This window comes from Xanthomonas dyei (assembly GCF_002939865.1).
Taxonomy (GTDB): Bacteria; Pseudomonadota; Gammaproteobacteria; order Xanthomonadales; family Xanthomonadaceae; genus Xanthomonas; species Xanthomonas dyei.
Genome location: NZ_MDEE01000023.1, coordinates 12,799 through 34,613, shown reverse-complemented (window position 1 = coordinate 34,613; position 21,815 = coordinate 12,799). Strand labels below are relative to the sequence as shown.

23 protein-coding genes, 1 tRNA gene and 2 other RNA genes are annotated in these 21,815 nt (G+C 66.0%); 10 read left to right on the top strand and 16 right to left on the bottom strand.

Features of this window, described 5'->3' with window-relative positions; translation table 11 throughout:
* Positions 1–111 precede the first annotated feature (111 nt).
* The 4 genes from XdyCFBP7245_RS15075 to XdyCFBP7245_RS15060 all read right to left on the bottom strand — a co-directional run bounded on the left by XdyCFBP7245_RS15075 (position 112) and on the right by XdyCFBP7245_RS15060 (position 4,104).
* A complete protein-coding gene (locus XdyCFBP7245_RS15075) occupies positions 112–768 on the bottom strand; it encodes an HNH endonuclease (RefSeq protein ID WP_104616380.1) in 657 nt (218 codons plus the stop codon).
* A gap of 356 nt (positions 769–1,124) precedes the next feature.
* Positions 1,125–2,918, bottom strand: a complete 1,794-nt coding sequence (locus tag XdyCFBP7245_RS15070) for an acyl-CoA dehydrogenase C-terminal domain-containing protein (protein ID WP_104616379.1) — start codon at positions 2,916–2,918, stop codon at positions 1,125–1,127.
* Positions 2,919–2,957: 39 nt separating this feature from the next.
* A complete protein-coding gene (locus XdyCFBP7245_RS15065) occupies positions 2,958–3,431 on the bottom strand; it encodes an LEA/WHy family protein (protein WP_104616378.1) in 474 nt (157 codons plus the stop codon).
* A 139-nt stretch (positions 3,432–3,570) separates the two neighbouring features.
* A complete protein-coding gene (locus tag XdyCFBP7245_RS15060; RefSeq protein WP_104616377.1) occupies positions 3,571–4,104 on the bottom strand; it encodes a lipocalin family protein in 534 nt (177 codons plus the stop codon).
* A 180-nt stretch (positions 4,105–4,284) separates the two neighbouring features.
* Here XdyCFBP7245_RS15060 and XdyCFBP7245_RS15055 point away from each other — a divergent pair.
* Both XdyCFBP7245_RS15055 and XdyCFBP7245_RS15050 read left to right on the top strand, forming a co-directional pair.
* Positions 4,285–4,360, top strand: a tRNA-Phe gene (locus XdyCFBP7245_RS15055).
* A gap of 269 nt (positions 4,361–4,629) precedes the next feature.
* On the top strand, positions 4,630–4,887 hold the full coding sequence (locus tag XdyCFBP7245_RS15050) for a hypothetical protein (RefSeq protein WP_104616376.1): 258 nt from the start codon (positions 4,630–4,632) through the stop codon (positions 4,885–4,887).
* Between the two features lie 314 nt (positions 4,888–5,201).
* Here XdyCFBP7245_RS15050 and XdyCFBP7245_RS15045 read toward each other — a convergent pair whose 3' ends face one another.
* On the bottom strand, positions 5,202–6,770 hold the full coding sequence (locus tag XdyCFBP7245_RS15045; protein ID WP_104616375.1) for a S41 family peptidase: 1,569 nt from the start codon (positions 6,768–6,770) through the stop codon (positions 5,202–5,204).
* Positions 6,771–7,066: 296 nt separating this feature from the next.
* On the opposite strand from XdyCFBP7245_RS15045, the gene XdyCFBP7245_RS15040 reads away from it, so the two are divergent.
* A complete protein-coding gene (locus XdyCFBP7245_RS15040) occupies positions 7,067–7,633 on the top strand; it encodes a hypothetical protein (protein WP_372364379.1) in 567 nt (188 codons plus the stop codon).
* Positions 7,634–7,646: 13 nt separating this feature from the next.
* Here the strand turns inward: XdyCFBP7245_RS15040 and XdyCFBP7245_RS15035 are convergent, their stop codons facing one another.
* The gene (locus XdyCFBP7245_RS15035) at positions 7,647–8,321 is read right to left on the bottom strand and encodes a class I SAM-dependent methyltransferase (protein ID WP_104616374.1); all 675 of its coding nucleotides are present in this window, start codon (positions 8,319–8,321) and stop codon (positions 7,647–7,649) included.
* A gap of 325 nt (positions 8,322–8,646) precedes the next feature.
* Between XdyCFBP7245_RS15035 and XdyCFBP7245_RS15030 the strand changes: the two genes are divergently transcribed.
* Positions 8,647–10,269 (top strand): hybrid sensor histidine kinase/response regulator, encoded by a 1,623-nt coding sequence (locus tag XdyCFBP7245_RS15030; RefSeq protein WP_104616373.1) that lies wholly within the window; start codon positions 8,647–8,649, stop codon positions 10,267–10,269.
* 233 nt (positions 10,270–10,502) lie between these two features.
* Here the strand turns inward: XdyCFBP7245_RS15030 and XdyCFBP7245_RS15025 are convergent, their stop codons facing one another.
* From XdyCFBP7245_RS15025 to XdyCFBP7245_RS15000, 6 genes are all read right to left on the bottom strand, one after another.
* On the bottom strand, positions 10,503–10,937 hold the full coding sequence (locus XdyCFBP7245_RS15025) for a DUF6691 family protein (protein WP_104616372.1): 435 nt from the start codon (positions 10,935–10,937) through the stop codon (positions 10,503–10,505).
* Positions 10,934–11,374 (bottom strand): YeeE/YedE family protein, encoded by a 441-nt coding sequence (locus XdyCFBP7245_RS15020; RefSeq protein ID WP_104616371.1) that lies wholly within the window; start codon positions 11,372–11,374, stop codon positions 10,934–10,936. Before XdyCFBP7245_RS15020 ends, XdyCFBP7245_RS15025 begins: the two co-directional genes overlap by 4 nt.
* Before the next feature lies 1 nt (position 11,375).
* Positions 11,376–11,732, bottom strand: a complete 357-nt coding sequence (locus XdyCFBP7245_RS15015; protein WP_170068661.1) for an ArsR/SmtB family transcription factor — start codon at positions 11,730–11,732, stop codon at positions 11,376–11,378.
* A 210-nt stretch (positions 11,733–11,942) separates the two neighbouring features.
* Positions 11,943–12,018, bottom strand: a non-coding RNA gene (locus XdyCFBP7245_RS15010) — sX9 sRNA.
* Between the two features lie 112 nt (positions 12,019–12,130).
* Complete coding sequence (locus XdyCFBP7245_RS15005) at positions 12,131–12,406, bottom strand: DUF3658 domain-containing protein (RefSeq protein WP_104616370.1); 276 nt, start codon at positions 12,404–12,406, stop codon at positions 12,131–12,133.
* A 120-nt stretch (positions 12,407–12,526) separates the two neighbouring features.
* Positions 12,527–12,805 carry an oxidative damage protection protein gene (locus tag XdyCFBP7245_RS15000; protein ID WP_055851591.1) on the bottom strand — a complete coding sequence of 93 codons (279 nt, stop codon included), beginning with the start codon at positions 12,803–12,805 and terminating at the stop codon, positions 12,527–12,529.
* A gap of 85 nt (positions 12,806–12,890) precedes the next feature.
* Between XdyCFBP7245_RS15000 and XdyCFBP7245_RS14995 the strand changes: the two genes are divergently transcribed.
* Positions 12,891–12,967: non-coding RNA, sX9 sRNA (locus XdyCFBP7245_RS14995), on the top strand.
* 3 nt (positions 12,968–12,970) lie between these two features.
* Here the strand turns inward: XdyCFBP7245_RS14995 and mutY are convergent.
* The 4 genes from mutY to XdyCFBP7245_RS14975 form a co-directional block, all read right to left on the bottom strand.
* Positions 12,971–14,044 (bottom strand): A/G-specific adenine glycosylase, encoded by a 1,074-nt coding sequence (mutY, locus tag XdyCFBP7245_RS14990; protein WP_104616369.1) that lies wholly within the window; start codon positions 14,042–14,044, stop codon positions 12,971–12,973.
* 84 nt (positions 14,045–14,128) lie between these two features.
* Complete coding sequence (locus tag XdyCFBP7245_RS14985) at positions 14,129–14,392, bottom strand: hypothetical protein (protein WP_104616368.1); 264 nt, start codon at positions 14,390–14,392, stop codon at positions 14,129–14,131.
* Position 14,393: 1 nt separating this feature from the next.
* Positions 14,394–16,043: a signal recognition particle-docking protein FtsY gene (gene ftsY, locus XdyCFBP7245_RS14980; RefSeq protein WP_104616367.1), complete on the bottom strand. Its 1,650-nt coding sequence runs from the start codon at positions 16,041–16,043 to the stop codon at positions 14,394–14,396.
* A 185-nt stretch (positions 16,044–16,228) separates the two neighbouring features.
* Entirely contained in the window at positions 16,229–16,945 is a 717-nt protein-coding gene (locus XdyCFBP7245_RS14975; protein ID WP_082473564.1) for an AraC family transcriptional regulator, read from the bottom strand.
* A 160-nt stretch (positions 16,946–17,105) separates the two neighbouring features.
* Between XdyCFBP7245_RS14975 and XdyCFBP7245_RS14970 the strand changes: the two genes are divergently transcribed.
* Genes XdyCFBP7245_RS14970 through XdyCFBP7245_RS14950 form a run of 5 tightly spaced genes read left to right on the top strand, consistent with a single transcriptional unit; the run spans position 17,106 to position 21,726 of the window.
* A complete protein-coding gene (locus tag XdyCFBP7245_RS14970) occupies positions 17,106–18,044 on the top strand; it encodes a proline racemase family protein (RefSeq protein ID WP_104616366.1) in 939 nt (312 codons plus the stop codon).
* Positions 18,044–19,273: an NAD(P)/FAD-dependent oxidoreductase gene (locus XdyCFBP7245_RS14965; protein WP_104616365.1), complete on the top strand. Its 1,230-nt coding sequence runs from the start codon at positions 18,044–18,046 to the stop codon at positions 19,271–19,273. The genes XdyCFBP7245_RS14970 and XdyCFBP7245_RS14965 overlap by 1 nt, the downstream gene beginning before the upstream one ends.
* Positions 19,270–19,515 (top strand): 2Fe-2S iron-sulfur cluster-binding protein, encoded by a 246-nt coding sequence (locus XdyCFBP7245_RS14960; RefSeq protein ID WP_104616364.1) that lies wholly within the window; start codon positions 19,270–19,272, stop codon positions 19,513–19,515. Before XdyCFBP7245_RS14965 ends, XdyCFBP7245_RS14960 begins: the two co-directional genes overlap by 4 nt.
* Positions 19,508–20,821 carry an NAD(P)/FAD-dependent oxidoreductase gene (locus tag XdyCFBP7245_RS14955; RefSeq protein ID WP_104616363.1) on the top strand — a complete coding sequence of 438 codons (1,314 nt, stop codon included), beginning with the start codon at positions 19,508–19,510 and terminating at the stop codon, positions 20,819–20,821. The genes XdyCFBP7245_RS14960 and XdyCFBP7245_RS14955 overlap by 8 nt, the downstream gene beginning before the upstream one ends.
* The gene (locus XdyCFBP7245_RS14950; RefSeq protein ID WP_104616362.1) at positions 20,818–21,726 is read left to right on the top strand and encodes a dihydrodipicolinate synthase family protein; all 909 of its coding nucleotides are present in this window, start codon (positions 20,818–20,820) and stop codon (positions 21,724–21,726) included. The genes XdyCFBP7245_RS14955 and XdyCFBP7245_RS14950 overlap by 4 nt, the downstream gene beginning before the upstream one ends.
* The last annotated feature ends 89 nt before the right edge of the window (positions 21,727–21,815 follow it).

The window sequence follows — 21,815 nt, the reverse complement described above, 5'->3', positions numbered from 1 at the left end:
GTGCATCAATCGCTTGCACGATGGCGCAGCATCAGTTCCAGCGGCTGGCGTCGCTAGCGTTGTTGGCGTCGTTCAGTTCGTCGTTGCGTGTGCCAGCGCAGTCAACCAGGCTTACAGCGACAGCTTCGAACGCTTCGGCAGCTGCGCGCGCAGGAAGGCCATCTGATCGGACAGGATGTTGCGGTTGGACAGGATCAGATGCTCGATCCAGCTCGGCCGATACGGCACCGCCAGCAGCGGCATGTGCGCCTGCTGTGGCGTGCGGTTGGCCTTGCGCGAGTTGCACTGGAAGCAGGCGGTGACCACGTTCTCCCAGCTGTCGCGCCCGCCCTTGGAGACCGGCATGACGTGATCGCGGGTCAGATGCGGGCGGCTGAAGTGCTGGCCGCAATACATGCACAGCTGCGAATCGCGTGCGAACAACGCGGTGTTGCTCAGGGTCGGGGTCGGGTCCAGCGCACGCGAGCGGGCGTGGCCGCGTGCAGCGATGATCGGGTGCAGCTCCAGCGTGCTGCGCTCGCCGGTCAGCCGCGAAATGCCGCCGTGGATCTGCATGCACGGCTCGCCCAGCGTCCAGGACACCGCACCGCGGGCATACAGGCAGGCCGCATCCTGCCAGTTGATCCAGTCCAGCACGCGGCCATGCGCATCGAGGGAAAGCAGGCGCAAAGTGGGAAGTTGCTGGATCGCAGCGACAGCGCTGCCCGCGACCGGGGCAGAGATGCCTCCGGGGACGATCACATCACGAGCGTGCGTGTCTGTCTCCATCGGGAAAACAGCTTATACCCGATCGTTGACAGTTTGTGTATCGCAGCGAACGCCGTTGGCGCGTGTCTTGCAACGAATGGCTCAGTGATTACTCGCTAGGCCGCGATGCCGACGTGCTGCGGGATCAATCTTCGGACGCGTCGAAGGCTTTGGTTACCCCTAGGAGCGCACCTGGGCGCGACGTCTTGTCGATCGGTACTACCTCATCGCGGCCAGGTCCGCTCCTACGACAGCAACGGAATCCCGCGATGTTTGCCTGTAGGAGCGCACCTGGGCGCGACGTCTTGTCGATCGGTACCGCCTCATCGCGGCCAGGTCCGCTCCTACGACGGCGGCAGCCCGCGATGCGGCGTGGCTCAGGCTTCGCCGAACAGCTCCGCTTCCAGCGTCATCAGCGGGGTGGCACCGCTGCGGATGGTGGCGGCATGGGTCAATGTGCGCGGCAGGATGCGGGCGAAGTAGAAGCGTGCGGTTTCGCGTTTGGCCCGCTTGAAGTCGTCGCTGTGTGCGGATGCATCCGCTGCGGCAACGCTGCGGGCCCACCAATACGCCAGCACCACGTAGCCGGAATAGAACAGATAGTCGTAGCTGGCGGCGCCCAGTTCGTCAGGATCACGTGCGGCGCGGTCCAGCACATCGCGGGTCAGCATGGCCCATTCGCTGCACTTGTCGCGCAAGGGCTTGATGAACTCGGCCAGTGCGGCGTTGCCTTCCTGCGCATTGGCGAAGGTTTCCACATCGGCAAGGAACAGCTTGAGCCCGGCGGCCTGGCTGGCGGCGGTCTTGCGGCCGATCAGATCCAGCGCCTGGATGCCGGTGGTGCCTTCGTAGATGGTGGTGATGCGGGCATCGCGGGCCAGCTGCTCCATGCCGTATTCGCGGATATAGCCGTGGCCGCCGAAGCACTGCAGCGCATGGTAAGTATTTTCGATCGACCATTCGGTCTGGCAGGCCTTGGAGATCGGGGTGAGGAAGCTCACCAGGGTCTCGGCATCGGTGCGTTCCTGTTCGCTGCCGCCGCGGTGCGACACATCGACCAGGCTGGCCGCATGCAGCGCCAGCAGACGGCTGCCTTCGGTCAGCGACTTGATGGTCAGCAGCATGCGGCGCACGTCCGGGTGCACGATGATCGGGTCGGCCGGTTTATCGGGGAATTTGGCGCCGCTGAGCGCGCGCGACTGCAGGCGCTCGCGGGTGTAGCGCAGGGCGTTCTGATAGGCGCGCTCGGACAGACCGTTGCCTTGCAGGCCCACGCTCAGGCGCGCGGTGTTCATCATCGTAAACATCGCCTGCAGGCCCTTGTGCGGCTGGCCGACGAGATAGCCCTGCGCGCCTTCGAAGTTCATCACGCAGGTCACCGAGCCCTTGATGCCCATCTTGTGCTCGATCGAGCCGCAATGCAGCGCATTACGTTCGCCCACGGTGCCGTCGCGGTCCACCTTGAACTTGGGGGTGACGAACAGCGAGATGCCCTTGGCACCGGCCGGGGCGTCGGGCAGTTTGGCCAGCACCAGATGCACGATGTTATCGGTGAGGTCGTGCTCGCCGGCGGTGATGAAGATCTTGGTGCCGGTGATGGCGTAGCTGCCATCGGCATTGGGTTCGGCGCGGGTCTTGAGCAGGCCCAGGTCGGTGCCGCAATGCGGCTCGGTCAGGCACATGGTGCCTGTCCAGCGGCCGTCGGTCAGCGGCTTGAGAAACGCCTCCTGCTGCCAAGCCTCGCCGTGCTGACGCAGCGCTTCGCTGGCGCCGTGCGAGAGCAGCGGGAAGTTGCCCCAGGCCAGGTTGGCCGAGTTGATCATTTCGCTCAGCGGCACGCCCAGGGTGTGCGGCATGCCCTGGCCACCGAACTCCGGCTCGGAAGTCAGCCCGTTCCAGCCGCCTGCCACGAACTGGTCGTACGCCGCGCGGAAGCCGGGCGGGGTGGTGACCGCGTGGGTGCTCTTGTCGAACGCGCAGCCGATTTCATCGCCGACGCTGTTGAGCGGCGCCAGCACCTGGGTGGTGAAGCGGCCGGCTTCTTCGAGCACCGCGTCGATGATGTCGGCGCTGGCGTCGCCATAGCCGAGCCGGGCGAACAAGGCTTCGGCACCGAGCACGTCGTGCAGGGCGAAGCGGAAGTCGGTCAGTGGGGCGCTGTAGCTGCTCATGCGGAATCCTTACGAAAGACGGTGCGGGAGGCGTGCGCGTCAGCGCAGCACGCCGTTGAGGCCGGGGGCCGGGCTGAGCGTGTTGCGCGATTCGACCGCGAACTCGCGTTGTTTCTTGTCCTGCGGGGTGGCCCAGACCGTGCCCTTGAGCGAGTACGGCAGCGAGCGGCCGCTGGCGAGCACATCGGCCACGGTGATGCGGCCCAGGGAGGTGGGTTGCAGGGTGACGGTCACCACGTCGGCGGTTTCCGGGCCGATCGAGATCCCCACCGCCCGGTCGAGCTTGCCGGCGACCTGTTCGCCGGCAGAAATTTCCAGCGCCACACGCTCGAACTGCATCGGGATGCTGCTGTAGTTCTGCAGGCGCAGGTCCACCGACCAGGAGCCGTCGGCACGCACGGTGAGCTGCTGGATGCTGGCCGCCGGCTCGGACACGCGGCGGACCGCGCCACCGCAGGCGCTCAGCAGCAGGCCGCAGGCTAGCGACACGATCAGAAGGCGATAGGCACGCATGGAAGTGAGTCCTTGGCGGATGTGAGGCGGCGCCAAGAATACTACGCAGTACGGATGCCGCCTTGCCGCCGGCGTGGACGCTGCGCTGCCGGTCAGCCGGCGCCCTAGCTCATAGCAAGCCAGCTCACAGCAAGCCAGCTCACAGCAAAGGCGCTGCAACGATCAGTGGCGACAGGTCGTAGCCCATCTGCGCGGCCTGCGCCTTGAGCTGCTCGAACTGCGCGCGCGGCATCTGTGGCGAGCGCGACAGGATCCACAGGTAGTTACGATCCGGCTCGCCGACCACCGCCCATTGATAATCCGGGTCGAGCGCGATCACCCAATAGTCGGCCCATACCAGCGGCAACCAGCTCAACCATTCGGGCGCAAAGCGCACCTGCAACTGTCCGGCGTGGCCATCCACCGGTTTCGCCACGCCCTCGGCCTGGGTCAGGCTGCCATCGGCGGTACGGCAGCCATTGCGCACGCCGATCAGGCCGTCGTCGCGCAAGGTGTAGCTGGCGGTGATGTCGCTGCGGCACTTCTTCTGGAACGAGACCGGCAGGTGCGCGATTTCATGCCATTGCCCGGCATAGCGCGAGATGTCCAGTTGCGTCACTGCACGCACCGGTTGCTGCGCAACCGCCGTCAGTGGCAGCAGGACAAGCGACAGCAGCAGGCGGGGCAGGCGCATGACGATCTCCGGTTGACGCGGGCAGGCTAGGCCATCGCCCCTGCCGCGCGGCGTGAACCTGCGCAAGAAACGCAGGCTCCGACGCAGCGCTGCAACAAAGTTCGTCACAACGCTTGCCCAAACTGCGCCTGCTCGCTATGATGCGCGTCCTCGCAACGCTGGCAACAGTGTTGGGTTAGTGGCCGAGTAGCTCAGTTGGTAGAGCAGGGGATTGAAAATCCCCGTGTCGGCGGTTCGATTCCGTCCTCGGCCACCATTTCTTCAGTCTCGCAGCGCAAGTGGGTTGTACCTTCGCGCTGCCGATCACCGCAACACCTCCCTTCGATCTGATTTGCTCTGCAGCTGCCGACTGCCTGACGTTTTGCTGCGTCGGTCGCTTGCTGTTTTGACGCTTTGCGATGCGAAATGCCGGCATGGATTTCTAGCCTCTTTTCCTCATCGTATAGAACAGGCGCTGTGGATGCGCAGTGCGGCCCGCACTGCGTTTCCACGTGATCTTCAACTCTGCGTGGCGATACTGCGCGCATGACGCACAAGACACTTCGACGCACATTGATCCACGGCTATTGCGGCGAGTTCCGCGTGGAGACGATGGAAAGTCAGGCGCCCGGCCAGACGCGCTGGCTGTCGACCGCATTCGTCTATCACCGCGACCGTGCGGCACCGATCGCCACCATCGAAGGAGCGGGCGAGGGCGACTATCGCGGCGACGCGCGCGAGCAGGCATTGCGGGTGGGGTCCTGTCTGGCGGATTTTCTCGACCCGAAGGAATATCGCGTCTGAGAACGGGATGGTCAGTAGCGCGCCGGCAACAGACGTATTGATGCCTGCCTGCCGGCTGATTGCGTCGCCCGTGGCGTCACAAGCCGCTAGAGCAGCACCCTGCAATGCAGGTGGGTCTCCTGCCCTTTACGCAGGATGCGGAAGCTGTGGCGGCAGCACAGCCTTGCCAGTTGTTGGGCAGCGTAGCCGCCGGGGAGCATCTGCGGTTGCGCTACTGCAGCCACGCCACTGGCTGCATCCTGCAATTGATTCAAGGCGTGATGACCGCTATTAGCGGTTATGTACTGAAAAGCGTGGAATTGAGAAGCGGGCAATCACTTGGTCAACCCGGCGGCGACCAGTCCGCGCAGCACCAGACCACGGCCGCCATCGCTCAGGTCCGCCGCATCGATCGCAAGCGGCACATCAGGCACGACGCCGATGGACTGGGTTGCGAACGGATGCGTTCGGCTTGGGTGAAAACCGTCTGCCGCGACGCGATCGACGAGCGTCGCTTCGTCCATCTCGCCAGCGCGCAGCTCTTCGGTCGGATCGAAGATGTAGAAGTTTTCGCTGACAAGCGCGCGATATCCGGAATCGCCCAACGCAACACCCTGGCTTTGCGAATCCCGGCCGCCGCCTGCACCGATGGTGCGCTCGCCCATGATCGTGGCGCCGCTGGCCCACAGGTAGGTGGCCAGCAATTCGCCTGCCGATCGGGTGCCTGCATCCACCAACACAAGGAGCGGCTTGTGCGACGCGACGCTGCCGCAGCTGGCATCGTCCTGCAGCGCTTCAAGACGCACGATTCCCGGCGTTCCCGACGCGCTCATCTCGTAGGTTTTCACCGGCTTGCGTCCGATCAGTGCCCAGGCGAATCCGCGCACTTCGCGTGCGAATCCACCCATGTTGCCGCGCAAGTCGATGAGCATGACATCCGAGCGCGCTGCAATGGCATCGTAGCGACCGATCAACTCCCGGGTCACCGCACAGAACCCCGCCAACGTGGGCGCGTCCGGGTTATTTGCCTGTGGCGTTGCGGCCTCGCTGGCTTCCGCCGCCGTCGTGAAGGCGGCGTTGTACTGCGGCGCAAACGCGCCCAGGCGAATGCTTCCCACCCGTGTGCTTCCGACCTGCACAACCTCGGGCAGATCAGGCGCGTCGACTGCGGATGCGAGCGTGCGCGCAAGCTCCTGGGTCATGGGCTGATAGGGCAGCGCGACCTGGCGCGGTGCCTGCGCGGACCTCTGCACGCGCAGGGCAACTGTCTTGCCGGCACCGGCCACCTGATGCGCCGCCGGCGTGCCGAGTGCGAGCGACAAGGCAGCTTCCGCTTGTCGCGCGCGCGTGTTGCCGCCGAACGTCAGCTCTGCTGCGTTTTTCAGCCATGCCGAGGTGGGTGTGCCGTCGATTTGCAGCACCTTGTCGCCTTGCGCGAGGCCGGTGATGCGCGCATCGAGGATGCGCCATACGATCATCTGACCATCGCTTGAGGTTCTGAACAGAACGCCCAAGGTTTCTGTCTTGCCGGCCTTCGCCCCGGCGAGCGCGACGTGCTGATCCGCGAGGCCGACAAGCCGTCGCGAAACATCGCTGGCTGTGGTTTCGGGCGCAAGGCTGGCGCTTGTCGCCCACGCCTCATCGCTGCCTTGCACATCTTCTGGATGCGTGGCGCGGTAGCGCTCGACGTACTTCAACGACGGGTAGTGGGCACGCAGATACGCATCGAGTTCTTCGGCCGACGCTGCGACGCAAAGCAAGCATGTCGAGAGTGCGAGACAGGCGATGAGTCGTTTCATGAAGTTCCTGACGTACGGTGCACGGCTGTTGCCGGGTGAGGTGAAACCCGCTTGGCGCGCCTGCCGCCCGGCTTCGCTCGCGTCGATGATAAGACGCTGTTGCATGCTGGAGGGGTACTATCCGGCACTGTGACCTCTGGCGCGCGATGTCGGAGGCATCCACGCAGCAACGTCTTGCAAGCATGCGGCTGAGCGCTGTCGTGCGGGAGTTGTGGCCGTCGGTGGCGTGGTAGGTCGGCGTGACGGTCCGGTCCTGCGCGGTATCGAGATCGGCATCGTCGAGCGTGTGCTCGAACCGCATGCCATCGCGCGCAAAGGATTGCCGGCTATGCTTGCGCGCTCGATGCAGACCAGATGAGGGAACGGCCATGACAATGCGATGCTGGTGGTTGACGGTGGTAATGACAATCGCGCTGCCGGCTGGCGCCGCCACGTTGCCCGCGGGCGCTGCCAAATTGGTACCTGCCGGGCAGTCGGTCATTGCTGTCGCCAGTACGGATTTGACTGGCGATGGCCGGCAGGATTATGTCGTTGCGTTGCGTGCATCCGCAGAAGAGACGCTGCATGCGAATGGCCACGCAGCGCCAGCGCGCACCTTGTTGGTTCTGGTGACGAATGCGGACGGGAGCGTTGTCGAGGCCGCGCGCAACACGCGGGTGATCTTCAAGGCCGACGAGGGCGGGCAGTGCGATCCGTTTCTGGATGGCGAACAAGGCCTGGTGACCAAGGGCGCCTACTTCACTGTGCAAAATGGCGTGGCCTGCGGCCAGCACTGGACCGACTACATCACCTTCCGCTACGACCGCACACGCTGCGCATTCCTGTTCCACAAGCGCGTGATCGAAGCCTGGGAACTGAATACCGACGACACGCCCGACGCCGATGCGCTGCGCCTGAGCGAGCACAAGGAGATCAACGCCGATCCGCGCAAGCCGGTGCTGTTGTCCGACTACACGCCTGCGCCGTAAGGGCGTGGTGCCCTCACGCGTCTGCCGGCCACCAGTTGTCCATATTGCGGCGATAGACGAACAGCCGCGGCGCCTTGGCCACCTGCGCCGAGGCCTGGCGCTCGCCGGCGATCAGCGAAAACCCGATATCGGCCAGCATGCGCGAAAGCGCGTTGGCGTTGCCGCGGCCAGGGTCGCTGATCACGATCTCGCACGAGGGCTTGGCCAGCCCCGGGATCAACTTGGCCAGCATGGTGGCGTGGCGGGTTTCGTAGAGCACGTCGCTGGCGATGATCATGTCGAACTGGCCCATGTTCGGTGCGCCCGCGTCCCAGTCGAGCCGGCGATACGGCACCGAGTCCAGTGCGTTGAGCGCGGCGTTGTACGCCAGAAATACCTCTGCCAGTGGATGGTGATCGCTGGCCACCACGTCTGCGCCGCGTTTGCGTAACACCAGACTCGCCAGGCCCAGGCCGCAGCCGAGCTCGAGAATGCGCTTGCCTTCCACCGGACGTGTGGCCATCGCTTCGGCCAGCAACTGGCCTGCCGGCCACACCTGGCCGAACAGACTCCACTGCGCCGAAGAAATGCCGGCGTCGGCCGCCGCATCGTCGGGGTCGGCGAATTGCTGCTTGTCCGCCAACGCGCGGATGACGTAGGTCTGCTGCCCGAAGGTCAATTCGTGAATCTGGGTCTGATAGCCCGTCATGGTGGCGTCGCATGGTCGCCAGGCGCGTACGCCGGCGTGGGAAAAGGTGCGCGCGACGCAACCGACACGGCGGGACGACGGCGCAAGAGCTGCAAACTGCCCGGGCATGCTACGGCAAAACAGCGCGGGCGCGTGGCCGTCTCGGCCGGCACCAGCGCGCTGCATCAAGCCGCTGCCGCTGCGCGCGATGCGCGGCTACGCAGAGCCACTGTATTTGGTTGCATCGACGCACGCAGTCGTACCGGAATGGCTCATCGATGTGAGGAATTAACTCACTTCGCCCAAATAGACTGTGCCCACGGAAATGGCCCGCGGAGAACATCACTTGAACGATACCCGTCACGGAGAGCTACGGGCGCCTCATATCGGCGAATCTCGCAGCCTGCCTGTGGAGAAGCATCGCTCGGATATCTTTTTTGCCGCCGTGGAAACCACGCGGATGCCGATGACGGTCACCGACCCGCACCTGCCCGACAACCCGATCGTATTCGCCAACCGTGCGTTCCTGGAAATGACCGGGTATTCGGCCGAGGAGATCATCGGCAACAACTGCCGTTTTCTGCAGGGCCCGGAGACCGATCCGGCCAGCGTGCAGGACGTGCGCGCGTCCATCGAGCAACGCCGCGAATTCGCCACCGAGATGCTGAATTACCGCAAGGACGGCTCGTCGTTCTGGAATGCGTTGTTCGTCTCGCCGGTCTTCGACGACCAGGGCAACCTGGTGTATTTCTTTGGCTCGCAGCTGGACGTGAGCCGTCGTCGCGATGCCGAGGATGCCTTGCGCCAGGCGCAGAAGATGGAAGCGCTGGGGCAGTTGACCGGCGGTATCGCGCACGATTTCAATAATTTGCTGCAGGTGATGTCCGGACATCTGGAAGTGATCCAGATGATTGCGTCCAAGGCCGGCGGCAACGCCGAGCGCATCGCCTTCAGCGCCGAACATGCCGCAACCGCCGCGGCCAAGGCGGCCACCTTGACCCAGCAACTGCTGGCGTTTTCGCGCAAGCAGAAATTGCGTGGCCGGGTGGTCAATCTCAACGGTCTGGTGTCGGGCATGAACAACATGGCCGAGCGCGCGCTCGGTGGCGGCATCAGCCTGCGGCAGTCGCTGGAAGACGGGCTGTGGAACTGCCAGATCGACACCACCCAGGCCGAAGTGGCGCTGTTGAACGTGCTGATCAATGCGCGCGATGCGATGGCGCAGTCCGACCGCAAAGAGGTCACCGTGCAGACCCGGAATGTGGAGATCACCAGCCACGATCTGGCCATGCACCACCAGCTGGTACCGGGCCGCTATTTGAGCATTGCCGTCAGCGACACCGGCTCGGGCATGCCGCCGGAGGTGGCTAGCCGCGTCATGGAGCCGTTCTTCACCACCAAGGACGAGGGGCAGGGCACGGGGCTGGGGTTGTCGATGGTGTACGGCTTCGTCAAACAGTCCGGCGGCACCGTGCGCATCTACAGCGAAGTGGGCGAAGGCACCACGGTGCGGTTGTATTTCCCCGCATCCAGCGAGTTCGAGAACGATCTGCAGGCCGTCAAGAGCCGTGCCATCGACAAGGGCGGCAACGAGACCATCCTGGTGGTGGAAGACAAGCAGGACGTGGCGGTGGTCGCCAAGATGTTCCTGGAAAACGCCGGTTATCGCATCTTGTCGGCAGCGAGCGGGCGCGAGGCGATCGAGTTGCTGGAACAGCACCCGGAGGTGGATGCGCTGTTTACCGACTTGATCATGCCCGGTGGCATGAACGGAGTGATGCTGGCACGCGAAGCGCGCCGCATGCTGCCCAAGATCAAGGTGCTGCTCACCACCGGCTATGCCGATGCCAGCATCCAGCGCACCGATGTCGGCGGCGCGGAATTCGACGTGGTCAACAAGCCGTACACGCAAAAGGAATTGCTCAAGCGCATCCGCATGTTGCTGGATGGGCCGACCGGCGTGGGCTAAGCAGGTTGTCGTGCCCGGTGACACGCTACCGCTCTGCGGTGGCGTCGCCCATGCGCGGTTGGGAGTGGCGATTGGCTGCTGCTTGAAGACTGCGATGATCTTGTAGCGCCACCGTGGAAACACCGGCGGCGTCAATAACCGTGCCTTGGGTCGCGGGCGCGGATGCACCCAAGCGTGGGCGTGGTTTGTACTGCGGATAACCGGCGATGCAGCCGCAGCGGCGAGCGGTGCGATCAGCGATGCTGATCAGATTCAGCGCGCCGTCGATACAGCAGGTGTAGACGCATGCCAAGCAGCATCGCCAACACGAACACCAGACTGGACGGTTGTAACGCAGCCGCGCCCAGCAGTGCGGGCGCCGGGCAGAGCCCGACCAGCCCCCAGCCGATGCCAAACAATGCGCTGCCCCACAGCAGTGGGCCGTCGATCTGCCGTTGGGTGGGGAGCTGCAGCGATGCCCCGCGCAGTGTTCGGCCACGCCGACGCGCCCACCAGAAAGCGGGCGCTGCCACACCGATGGCGCCGAGCATGACCAACGCAAGCGATGGGTCCCAGCGGCCGGCGACATCGAGAAAGCCCAGCACCTTGGCCGGATTGGCCATCCCTGAGAGCAATAGACCGGCACCGAAGATCAGCCCGGCGATCGCGCTGCTGAAAACCCGATTCACGAAACGCCCCGTAACTTAGTGAGCAAGGCATGCGTGGCGATCGCCACGCCCATGAACACGGCGGTGGCGACCAGCGAGCGGCGTGCGCCCCGCGCGATGCCGCACACCCCATGGCCGCTGGTACAGCCGCCGCCCAGGCGCGCGCCAAATCCCACCAGCAAGCCTGCGCCGAGCAACAGCCCCCATGTCGCCTGCGGCTGCATGGAAGGCAGCGGCCGCACGATGGCCCACAGCGGCACGGCACTGAGCAACCCGAGCACAAACGCACCCCGCCAGTTGCGTTCATCGCGGCCCTGGCGTTGCATCAGGCCGCCGACGATGCCGCTGACACCGGCGATACGTCCTTCGAATACCAGGAGCCACGCGGCAGCAAGGCCGATCAAGCTGCCGCCGGCCAACGCACTGAGCGGGGTGAAGTTGCTCCAGTCCACGGCCATGTCAGTTTGGCTCCGCGGCGCCGCAGACGCTGGCATACAGGGCCTGCATCACCGCCAGCACGTCGGCGCTGGCGAGTTGGTAGTAGATGTATTTGCCGGCGCGGCGGGTACTGACCAGGCCTTCGTCGCGCAGCACGCCCAGTTGTTGCGACAGCGTGGGTTGCACGATGGCCGTGGCTGCCTGCAGCTCGCCGACATTGCGCTCGCCTTGGGCCAGCTGGCAGAGCAGCAGCAGGCGATCTTCGTTGGCCATGGTCTTGAGCAGGGCACAGGCGCGCCCGGCCGACGCACGCAGGCGCTGCATGCTGTCGGGATCGGCGTGGAAGCGTGGTAGTGCGGGCGTGGCGTGGGTCGGCATGCCATTCAATCTACTTAAAAATATAATGTCTTGCAATAGAGTGTTAGGGTCTGACGGGGTCGCAGGCTGCGTTTCAGAGTCCCGAAACCCCGAGGTATCGGACCACCAGAGGTCGGCAATGCATGCAGGAAGCGCCTGAACCGCCGGTTGGCACGCGCGCGGCGCAACGGGCGAACGACCTTTGGCACCTCGGTCCCGGGGGCTTGGAGCGGCTCGCACAACGTCGCGGGCAGTCGTCAGGCCGGTGTGGACGACGCGCAGGAGCTGCGATGGACGCGTGGGACATGCCGCACTGCGCACTGGGTGCGCCCGCTTGGCGGTGAGCGCAGGCGTGTTGCTAGCTACTCTTGGATACCTGAAGCAGCGCGCTGCACGACGCAATGCCTAACGCGGACGCCTCAGCGTGCGTGCGACGAATGCGCCGCAAGGCGCACCTCGCGATGTCGCCAGTCGGTGACATCGCCCGCTGCCTCAAGCCGACCGCTGCGAACAAGGCGGGCAATGCGTTGCGCAACGTGGTCGGCCGCGTCCTCGACGTCGGCCAATTTCAACTGCGGGTCAGTGAGCGCTCTGGCAATGATCATCGCGACCTTGTGCCACTGCGCGTCGACAGCGTCGGTGATGAACGCATCGATCGCGTGCAGTTCAATGCTGGATGGGCCAGTGCGTGTCATCGCGAATCACCGCTGCAGATGTCCGGAGCATCGCCGCAGGATGCGTGATCCCGCATTGCGGCGATCGACTCCCGACATCACTGCCAATCTCCAATTCCCAATTCCCAATCTCGGAACCAGCTACTCCTCGCCAAGCGGCGCCACATAGCCTTCGGGTTTGTCGGCATTGCGCTCGAACAGGAACTTCTGCAGCTCGGTTTCGAGAAAGGCGCGATGCTTTGGGTCGCGCGGCGAGAGCCGGTTTTCGTTGATCAGCATGGTCTGGTGCGCCAGCCATGCCTGCCACGCGGTCTTGCCGATCTGCGCGAAGATGCGCTGGCCGAGTTCGCCGGGATACGGCACAAAATCCAGGCCGTCGGTGTCGCATTGCTGGTACTGGCAGAACACGGTGCGGGACATGCGAATTCCTTTGAGGCGTGCTTAAGAGTAGCTAACAAAACTGCTGTGAAGCGGCCAGGCGGGCGCGGCCGGTGCTCGGTGCGGCATGTACCATCTCGTACACTCCGGCTCCTCCGCGCCGCCCACACCCACCTGACGAGCGCTCGCTACGTTTTGTTAGCCACTCTAAAGCGTGTCGAGCAACTTGCGGATCGGCGCCGGCAGGCCCAGCGAGCCGAGATCGGCGCGGGCGACCCAGCGCAGCTCGTCATTGTCGCGCACCGCCGCGCGCAGTGCGACCTTGCGCAAGCGCAACGGCTGCAGATGCAGGCGGTAATGGCTGAAGGTGTGCACGATTGGCGCCATCTCGTCGGCGCGTTCGTAGTCGCCATCCAGGTGCGTGGCGAACCAGGCGCGCATGCCGCTGTCGGTGTCGGCCTGCGGCAGCGTCCATAGCGAGGCCCAGATGCCGGTGGGCGGGCGGCGCTGCAGCAAGATCTCGCCGTGCGCGTTTTCCAGCAGCAGGGCGGTCGCTTCGCGCTCGGGCAGCACCTTGCCCGGTTTGGGCGTAGGCAGCGCCTCCACCAGACCCTCGCGGCGGGCAACGCAGGCATCCTGCAACGGGCACAACACACAGGCCGGCTTGGCACGCGTGCACAGCGTGGCGCCGAAGTCCATCTGCGCTTGCGTGTAGTCGGCCAGGCGGCCGTCGGGGACCTGCGCAACATGCGTGGTCGCCAGCTGCCACAGCTGCTTTTCGACCGCCGGCAGGCCGGGGTAGCCGGCAATGCCGTGGAAGCGTGTCATGACGCGTTTGACGTTGCCATCCATGATGGGAAAGCGGTCGTTCCACGCCTGACTCAGGATCGCACCGGCGGTGCTGCGGCCGATACCGGGCAGCGCGAGCAATGCATCGAAGTCGCGCGGCAACTCGCCAGCGTGCAAGGCGACGCACTGTTTGGCGGCGGCATGCAGATTGCGCGCCCGTGCGTAGTAGCCCAGCCCGGCCCAGTGCGCCATGACCGTGTCGTTGTCGGCTGCTGCCAGATCGGCAAGGGTCGGAAAACGCGCAACGAACTTCTGGAAGTACGGAATGACCACCGCAACCTGGGTCTGCTGCAACATGATTTCCGACAACCAGACGCGATACGGCGCGCGTGGATGTTGCCAGGGCAGATCGTGGCGCCCGTGGCCGTCGAACCAGTGCAGCAACGGGGCGACGAAAGCGTCAGCGGATGAAGCGGCGAGATCTGCGGGCATGAGGTCTGCTGGCAAAGGGAGGCGATGAACGGCAATGGGGTCAGGACGGACACCGGGACGACCGTACGCTGTGGTGGGGCCCGATCACTGCAGCGGAAACGCAAGTCCGACCAGGCATTGTTCGCAGAAGAAGCCTTCATCGCCAGGCCAGTGCGGTTCTGCGGGTGCATGGTAAGCAACCACCGGTGCATCGACGCGGGCTTGTGCGCGTAACGTCGCAGGCAAGGGCTGGGCGAATTCCAGCACCTGTTTGGCGCGCGACCAGCCGTGCGACACCTGCTGCACCGTGCAACCTGCCTGCAGTGCCTGTGCGCACAGTGCTTGCAGATGCGGGCAGGGGTCTTCCAACTCAGCTGCCCAGCGCTTCCGGGAGCAGGGCATCGACGAAGGCGACCGGGTCGAACACGCGCAGATCTTCCGGGCGTTCGCCGATGCCGGCAAAACGGATCGGAATATTGAACTCGCGCGCCAGCGCGAACACCACGCCGCCCTTGGCGGTGCCATCGAGCTTGGTCACCACCAGGCCGGTGACGCCGACTGCCGCATGGAACTGACGCAGCTGCGAAATGGCGTTCTGGCCGGTGGTGCCGTCGATCACCATCAGCACTTCGTGCGGCGCGGCGGCGTCGATCTTGCCGAGGACGCGGCGGATCTTGCCCAGCTCGTTCATCAGGCCGGTCTGGGTGTGCAGGCGGCCGGCGGTGTCGGCGATCAAGACATCGGTGCCGCGTGCCTTGGCCGCCTGCAGGGCGTCGAATGCCACCGAGGCGGCATCGGCGTTTTGCCCCTGCGCGATCACCGCCACGCCATTGCGATCGCCCCAGGCCTGCAACTGCGCCACGGCAGCGGCGCGGAAGGTGTCGCCGGCGGCCAGCATCAGGCTGTTGCCTTCGTCCTTGAAGCGCTTGGCCAGCTTGCCGATTGTGGTGGTCTTGCCAACGCCGTTGACGCCGACGGTGAGCACCACGAACGGTTTGACCGAGCGGTCGATCACCAGCGGTTTGGACACCGGCTGCAGCAACGCGATGAGATCGGCGCGCAGGGCCTTGAACATGGCCTGGGCATCGGCGAATTCGCGCGACTTCATGCGCTTGCGCAGGCCTTCGATCAAGGCGGTGGTGGCGCCGATGCCGACATCGGCGGTGATCAGCGCGGTTTCGATCTCGTCGAGCAGATCGTCATCGAGCTTGGGGTTGCGCGAAAACAGGCCGCCGAAGCTGCGTGCAAAGGTGCTGTTGCGCAGCCGCTCGCGCCAACCCGGCTTGCCGGCCGGTGCGGCAGGCAGCGCGTCGTGCTGGCCGACGATGCTGTCGGTGTCCTGCGTCGCTGGCGCCGGGCTGCTGACGATGGCCGGTGCGGTCACCAGCGGTGTGGCGCTTGAGTCAGGGGCTGCGGCAGGCGGCGTGGACGCGATGGGTGTTGCGGCGGGCGGCACGACCACAGGCGGAGCCGCGACCGGCGGGGCGGCAGCGGGTGCCGCAACAACAGGAGCCGCAACAACCGGTGCTGAGACCAAGGGTGCGGTGCTCGGCGCCAGCGCTGCAGGTTGCGCCGGGGCAGCGACAGGCGGCGTTGGTGCAGACTGCGGCTGCACAACGACAGGCACCACTACCACCGGGGTCGGCGCGGCGGGCGCGGTGGCCGGTGCCGGGTCCGGCAACGCCTGCAGGGCAGACGGCGCAGGAGGTGTGGGCGCGGCGGGCGCGCTCGGCACAGCGGCAATGCTCTGCGCCTGGCCGGTGCGGGTGGCGATATCGCGTGCAAGCGCCTCAGCCGGTGTTGCTGGCGCGGTGGTTTCGGCTATCGGTGCAGGCGCGACCGCCGGCGCGGCGGCAGGCACTGTGCCGGACTGCGCAGGCGGGATGGCCTCGATCGGCGATGCGGGCGTGGCGGCCGATGGCGCAGTGGGGAATGCGGCTGCCAGTTCTTCCAGGCTATAGCGCGAGGTCCGCGAGCTGTCGGGCGTGGTGGGCTTGTTGCGGCGGAAAAAGCTGGCCATTGGCAACGCAGTAGGGGAAACCCGGAATTCTATCATCCGGGTCCCGGCTCACCTTGACGCGCCCTTCAGCGCCGCCCTGTTTCAAGGGGACCAAAATGCACCGCGGCGGGGTGCTCAATCCTGCCGAATTCTGCATTTGTGCCAGCTGTGTGTCAGCACCCGATTACAGCCTGCAACCGGCGCTCTTACAACTGGCCCTTGAGCGCGCGGTAATCGCGCGGTGTCATGCCGACGGTGGCCTTGAACTGGCGGGCGAATGCGCTCTGGTCGGCAAATCCGCAGCGTTGGCCGATGCTGGCGATGCTGTCGTCGCCGTACAGCAGGCGCATGGCCGATTCGATGCGTAGCTTGGTCAGCAGCTGCTGCGGGGTGACCTGGAACACGCGACGGAAGTGCCGCTCCAGCTGCGCCACCGAGAGCCCGGCCAGGTCGGCCAGCGCCTGCACGCGCAGGTTGTCGCCGAAGTTGGCCTGCATGTGTTCCATCACCTGGCTCAGGCGCTCGTAGGCCGAATGCCGGCTATCGGGCTGGCCCAGATCGCGCGAAATTCCCACCACGCCAATGACTTCGTTGGCCTCGCACAGCGGGCGTTTGAAGGTCAGGCACCAGCCGGGCAAGCGGTTGGGATACAGATGCACTTCGAGCTGGTTGTCGATCAACTCGCCCAGCAGCACGCGACGGTCCTGCATCATGTAACTGCCGCCCAGCGGCAACGGAAACACTTCCAGCGGCGAACGGCCGATGATCTCGCTGCGCAGCTTGCGCCCGAGCCGGCGCACCAGGGTGAGGTTGCAGTGGGTGTAGCGGCCCTCGCTGTCCTTGATGAAGAACACCACGTCCGGCAGTGCATCGAACAGCGTCTGCATTTCCAGCGCGGGAAGGTTGAGGTCCATCAGGGTCATGATAGCGGTCACGATTTGACGGCTGCACGGTGGTGCAACCCAGGCTTGATCCTAGCGTAAACGCATGGCTGTGAATCAGGTTGGCGATTGTGCAGATTTCCGCATTTTCACTTCGCATTGAACGCTAGTCGTCGAAGGGTCGGCAATGGGAGCATAAGCCATGCACACCATCGACGTCATCGACTCCCATACAGCCGGCGAACCCACCCGCGTGGTCCTGGCCGGCTTCCCCGATCTGGGCGATGGCGACCTGGCGCAGTGCCGCGAGCGCTTCCGCCAGGACTTCGACCACTGGCGCAGCGCGATCGCCTGCGAGCCGCGCGGTTCGGACACCATGGTGGGCGCGTTGCTGCTGCCGGCGCGCGACCCTTCCGCCTGCACCGGAGTGATCTTCTTCAACAACGTTGGCTATCTGGGTATGTGCGGCCACGGCACCATCGGGGTGGTACGCACGCTGGCCGAGCTGGGGCGTATTGCGCCCGGCCAGCACCGCATCGAAACCCCGGTCGGCACCGTGGGCGTGGAACTTGCCGAAGACGGCACGGTGTCGGTGGACAACGTCGAGAGCTATCGCGCGGCCGCCGGTGTGGAAGTGGACGTGCCGGGCCATGGCCGGGTGCGTGGCGATGTGGCCTGGGGCGGCAACTGGTTTTTCATCACCGAGCAGTCGCCGTGCGCGCTCGATCTGGCGCACCAGCGCGAGCTCACCGCCTACACCGAGGCGATCCGGTTGGCGCTGGAAGCGGCCGGGATTACTGGTGAGGCGGGTGGTGACATCGACCATATCGAAGTCAATGGCGCCGCCCCCGATGGCAGCGGCGTGGCGCGCAATTTCGTGCTGTGCCCCGGGCTGGCCTATGACCGCTCGCCTTGCGGCACCGGCACCAGCGCCAAGCTGGCCTGCCTGGCCGCAGACGGCAAGCTGGGCGAAGGCGAGCGCTGGGTGCAGCAAGGCATTCTGGGCAGCGCGTTCGAGGGCAGCTACCGCCTGAGCGGGCGCGGCATTGCGCCGCGCATCAGCGGGCAGGCGTTCATCACCGCGCGGTCGCAGTTGATCATCGACCCGGCCGACCCATTCGCCTGGGGCATCGTGGCCTGATGCAAGTGTCGCCGCCCGCGCCGGATGCTGCGTTGGCTGCGCCGTCGAGCGGTTCGGCTGCGGCGTTGCTGCATGGCGATGCCAATGCGGAGTCCAACTCCGCTGCCGCCTCCACGCGGCGCAGTTACGACCTGATCGTGATCGGCGCCGGCATCGTCGGTGCCGCCTGTGCGGAAGCTGCGGCAGCCGAGGGTTTGCGTGTGGCGATCGTCGAGCCGGGGCCGATTGGCGGTGGTTCGACCGCAGCGGCGATGGGACACCTGGTGGCGATGGACGACGACCCGGCCGAGCTGGCGTTATCGGCGTATTCGCTGCGCTTGTGGGAGCGCTTCGCGCAATTGAGCGAGGCCGAGTTCAGTCGCTGCGGCACGCTGTGGGTGGCACGCGATGCGCGCGAACTGGCGGCGGTGCCGGCCAAGATCGCGCGGCTGGCAGCGGCCGATCTGCACGCAGAAGCCATCGATGCGCAACAGTTGTATGCCCTGGAACCGCAGCTGGTGCCCGGGCTGGCCGGTGGCATGCGGGTGCCCAACGAAGCGGTGGTGTATCCGCCGCGGGTGGCGCGGCATCTGGTAAGCCTGGCCTGCAAGGCCGGTGCGCAGCTGTTTGCCGGCCGTCGGGTAACCCAACTGCAAACGCAGGGCGTGCGTCTGGACGATGGCCAGCTGCTGTCCGGGCCGGTGCTGGTCGCCAGCGGTGTGGCCCTGCCGCAGTTGCTGCCCGAGCTGGCGCTACGCCCGCGCAAGGGCCATCTGGTCATCACCGACCGGCATCCCGGCCTGATCCGGCATCAATTGCTGGAGTTGGGCTATGCCGATTCGGCGCATGGCGCCGACGACACCAGCGTGGCCTTCAATGTGCAGCCACGGCCGACCGGGCAGATTCTGATCGGCTCGTCGCGGCAGTTCGGCGAACACGACCGCGCGCTGTCGATGCCGGTGCTGCAGCGGATGTTGCAGCGGGCATTTGCGTATCTGCCGGTGTTGCGCGAGCTGCAGGCGATCCGGGTATGGACCGGCCTGCGTCCGGCCACCCCGGACGGGCGCCCGTATCTTGGGGCGGTGCCCGGCCGGGCCGATGTGTGGGTGGCAGCGGGGCATGAAGGGCTGGGGGTCACCACGGCGCTGGGGAGCGCACGGGTGATCGTGGACAGCCTGCTCGGGCGCACGCCGGCCATCGACCCGGCGCCGTACGCACCGGCGCGCGCGGTGCAGGGCGCCGCGGCATGAGCGCCACGGTTCGCCTGTACGTGGATGCGCAACCGGTGGACGTGCCGGCCGGCGCCAGTGTGGCGGCAGCGGTGGCGCAGGCCACGCTGCAATTTCGCCAGTCCAGCAGCGGCCAGCCGCGGGCACCGTTATGCGGCATGGGCGTGTGTTTCGAATGCCGCGTGCGCATCGACGGCATTGCGCAGCAACGCGCATGCCTGGTGGATGCGCGTGACGGCATGCAGGTGCGCACCGATGGCTGAGCGCGTGCTGCATTTCGATGTGCTGGTGATCGGTGCCGGCCCGGCCGGACTGGCTGCCGCGCAGGCGGCCGCTGGCCATGGCGCACGCGTGGGCGTGGTGGACATGCAGCCGCGTGCGGGCGGGCAGGTGTGGCGTAGCGACGTGCAGTACGGTGCGCCGGCCGATGCGCGCGCGCTGCTGCGGCAGGCGCAGGGCAATGCCGCGATCAGCCTGCTGACGCGCACGCAGATCTTGCTGGCCCAGCCGGGCTGGCTGCTGGCCGATGGCGCGGACGGCACCCTGCAACTGCATTACGCCGCGCTGGTACTGGCCACCGGCGCGCGCGAATTGCTGTTGCCGTTTCCGGGCTGGACCTTGCCCGGCGTTACCGGTGCAGGCGCGGCGCAGGCGCTGGCCAAACAAGGCTGGCCGGTGCGCGGCAAGCGCGTGCTGGTGGCCGGTAGCGGGCCGTTGCTGCTGGCCAGCGCGGCCACCTTGCAGCGTCATGGCGCGCAGGTGCTCGGCATCCACGAACAGACCAGCGCTGCAGCATTGCGCGCCTTTGCTGCGCAGTTGTGGCGCTGGCCAGGCAAGGCCGCGCAGGCGGTGGCGCTGCGGCTGCAATTGCATCGCGTCGCCTATCGCGCCGGCAGCGTCGTCGTGGCTGCGTATGGCGATACGCAGTTGCGCGAGGTGGAGCTCGATGGCCCGCGTGGCCGCACCCGCGTGGCGTGCGACCAACTCGCCGTGGGCTACGGCCTGGTACCCAATACCGAGCTGGCGCAGCTGCTGGGTTGCCACCTGGAACCCTGCGGCGCGCATCGACAGATCCAGGTCGATACCTTGCTGCGCACCAGCGTCGTGCAGATCTTCGCCGCTGGCGAAGCCTGCGGCATCGGCGGACGCGATTGCGCGTTGGTCGAAGGTGCGATGGCCGGGCATATGGCCGCCGGCGCACCCGATCACGCACTGCAGCTGCAGCCGCGTCGGCGGGCCGCACGCGGGTTTGCGCAGCTGTTGCAACAGCAATTCGCACTACATCCGCGCATCCGCACGCTGGCGCAACCAGACACGCTGGTCTGCCGCTGCGAAGACGTGCCACTGGGCGCGCTGGACAACTTCGACGATGCACGCGACGCCAAGCTGGCCTCGCGCTGCGGCATGGGCGCCTGCCAGGGCCGCATCTGCGGCAGCGCACTGGCCGAACTGGGCCGTTGCCCGCCCGATCTTTCCACCGACGCCGGCCGCCGGCCGCCGTTGTTCCCGGTCCGCCTCGCGGCGCTGGCCGACTCGTTCACTTCCGACTCGCAAGGGAATCATCCATGAGCATCGCTACGTTCTGGCACGGCGTGTTGCCGGCCATCACCACCCCGTTCACCGCCTCCGGTGAGATCGACCACGACTTCCTCGGCAAGCACGCCAACCAGCTGGTGGATGCCGGCTGCACCGCGATCGTGCCGCTGGGCTCGTTGGGCGAAGCGGCCACCTTGAGCGTGGACGACAAACTGGCGGTTCTGCGGACCCTGGTCGCTGCCTTGAACGGCCGCGTGCCGGTGGTGCCGGGCAGCGCCAGCCTGGCCACCGGCGAAGCGGTAGCGCTGGCCAAGGCGGCCAAGGAGATCGGTTGCGGCGGCTTGATGGTGTTGCCGCCGTATGTCTATTCCACCGACTGGCGCGAGATGGGCGCGCATGTGCGCGCGGTGATCGGCGCGACCGATCTGCCGGTGATCCTGTACAACAATCCGGTGGCCTACAAGACCGATTTCGGCCCGGCGCAGATCGCCGAACTGGCCGCCGAATTCCCCAACCTGCAGGCAGTGAAGGAATCTTCCGGCGATGTGCGCCGCTTCGCCGCGCTGCAGGAATTGCTGGGCGATCGCCTGGCGCTGCTGGTGGGTATGGACGATGCCATCGTCGAAGGCTTGAGCATGGGCGCCAAGGGCTGGATCGCCGGTTTGGTCAATGCCTATCCGAAGGAATCGGTGCGGCTATTCGAGCTGGCGCGCGATGGCGGTTATCCGGCCGCCAAGGAGCTGTACAACTGGTTCCTGCCGCTGCTGCGCCTGGATACCGTGCCCACCTTCGTACAGCTGATCAAACTGGTGCAGGCAAAGGTCGGCCTGGGCAGCGAGCATGTGCGTGCGCCACGGCTGGTCGTGGCCGGCGCCGAGCGCGAAGCGGCGCTGAAGGTGATCGATCATGCGATTGCCACCGCGCCTAAGCTGTCCTGATGACGCAGGCACCATGACGCTGCGCAACACGCCGATCTGTCAGCGTGTTGCGCAATCACGTCGCCGTGTGCGCAGCGACGTGTGCTGAT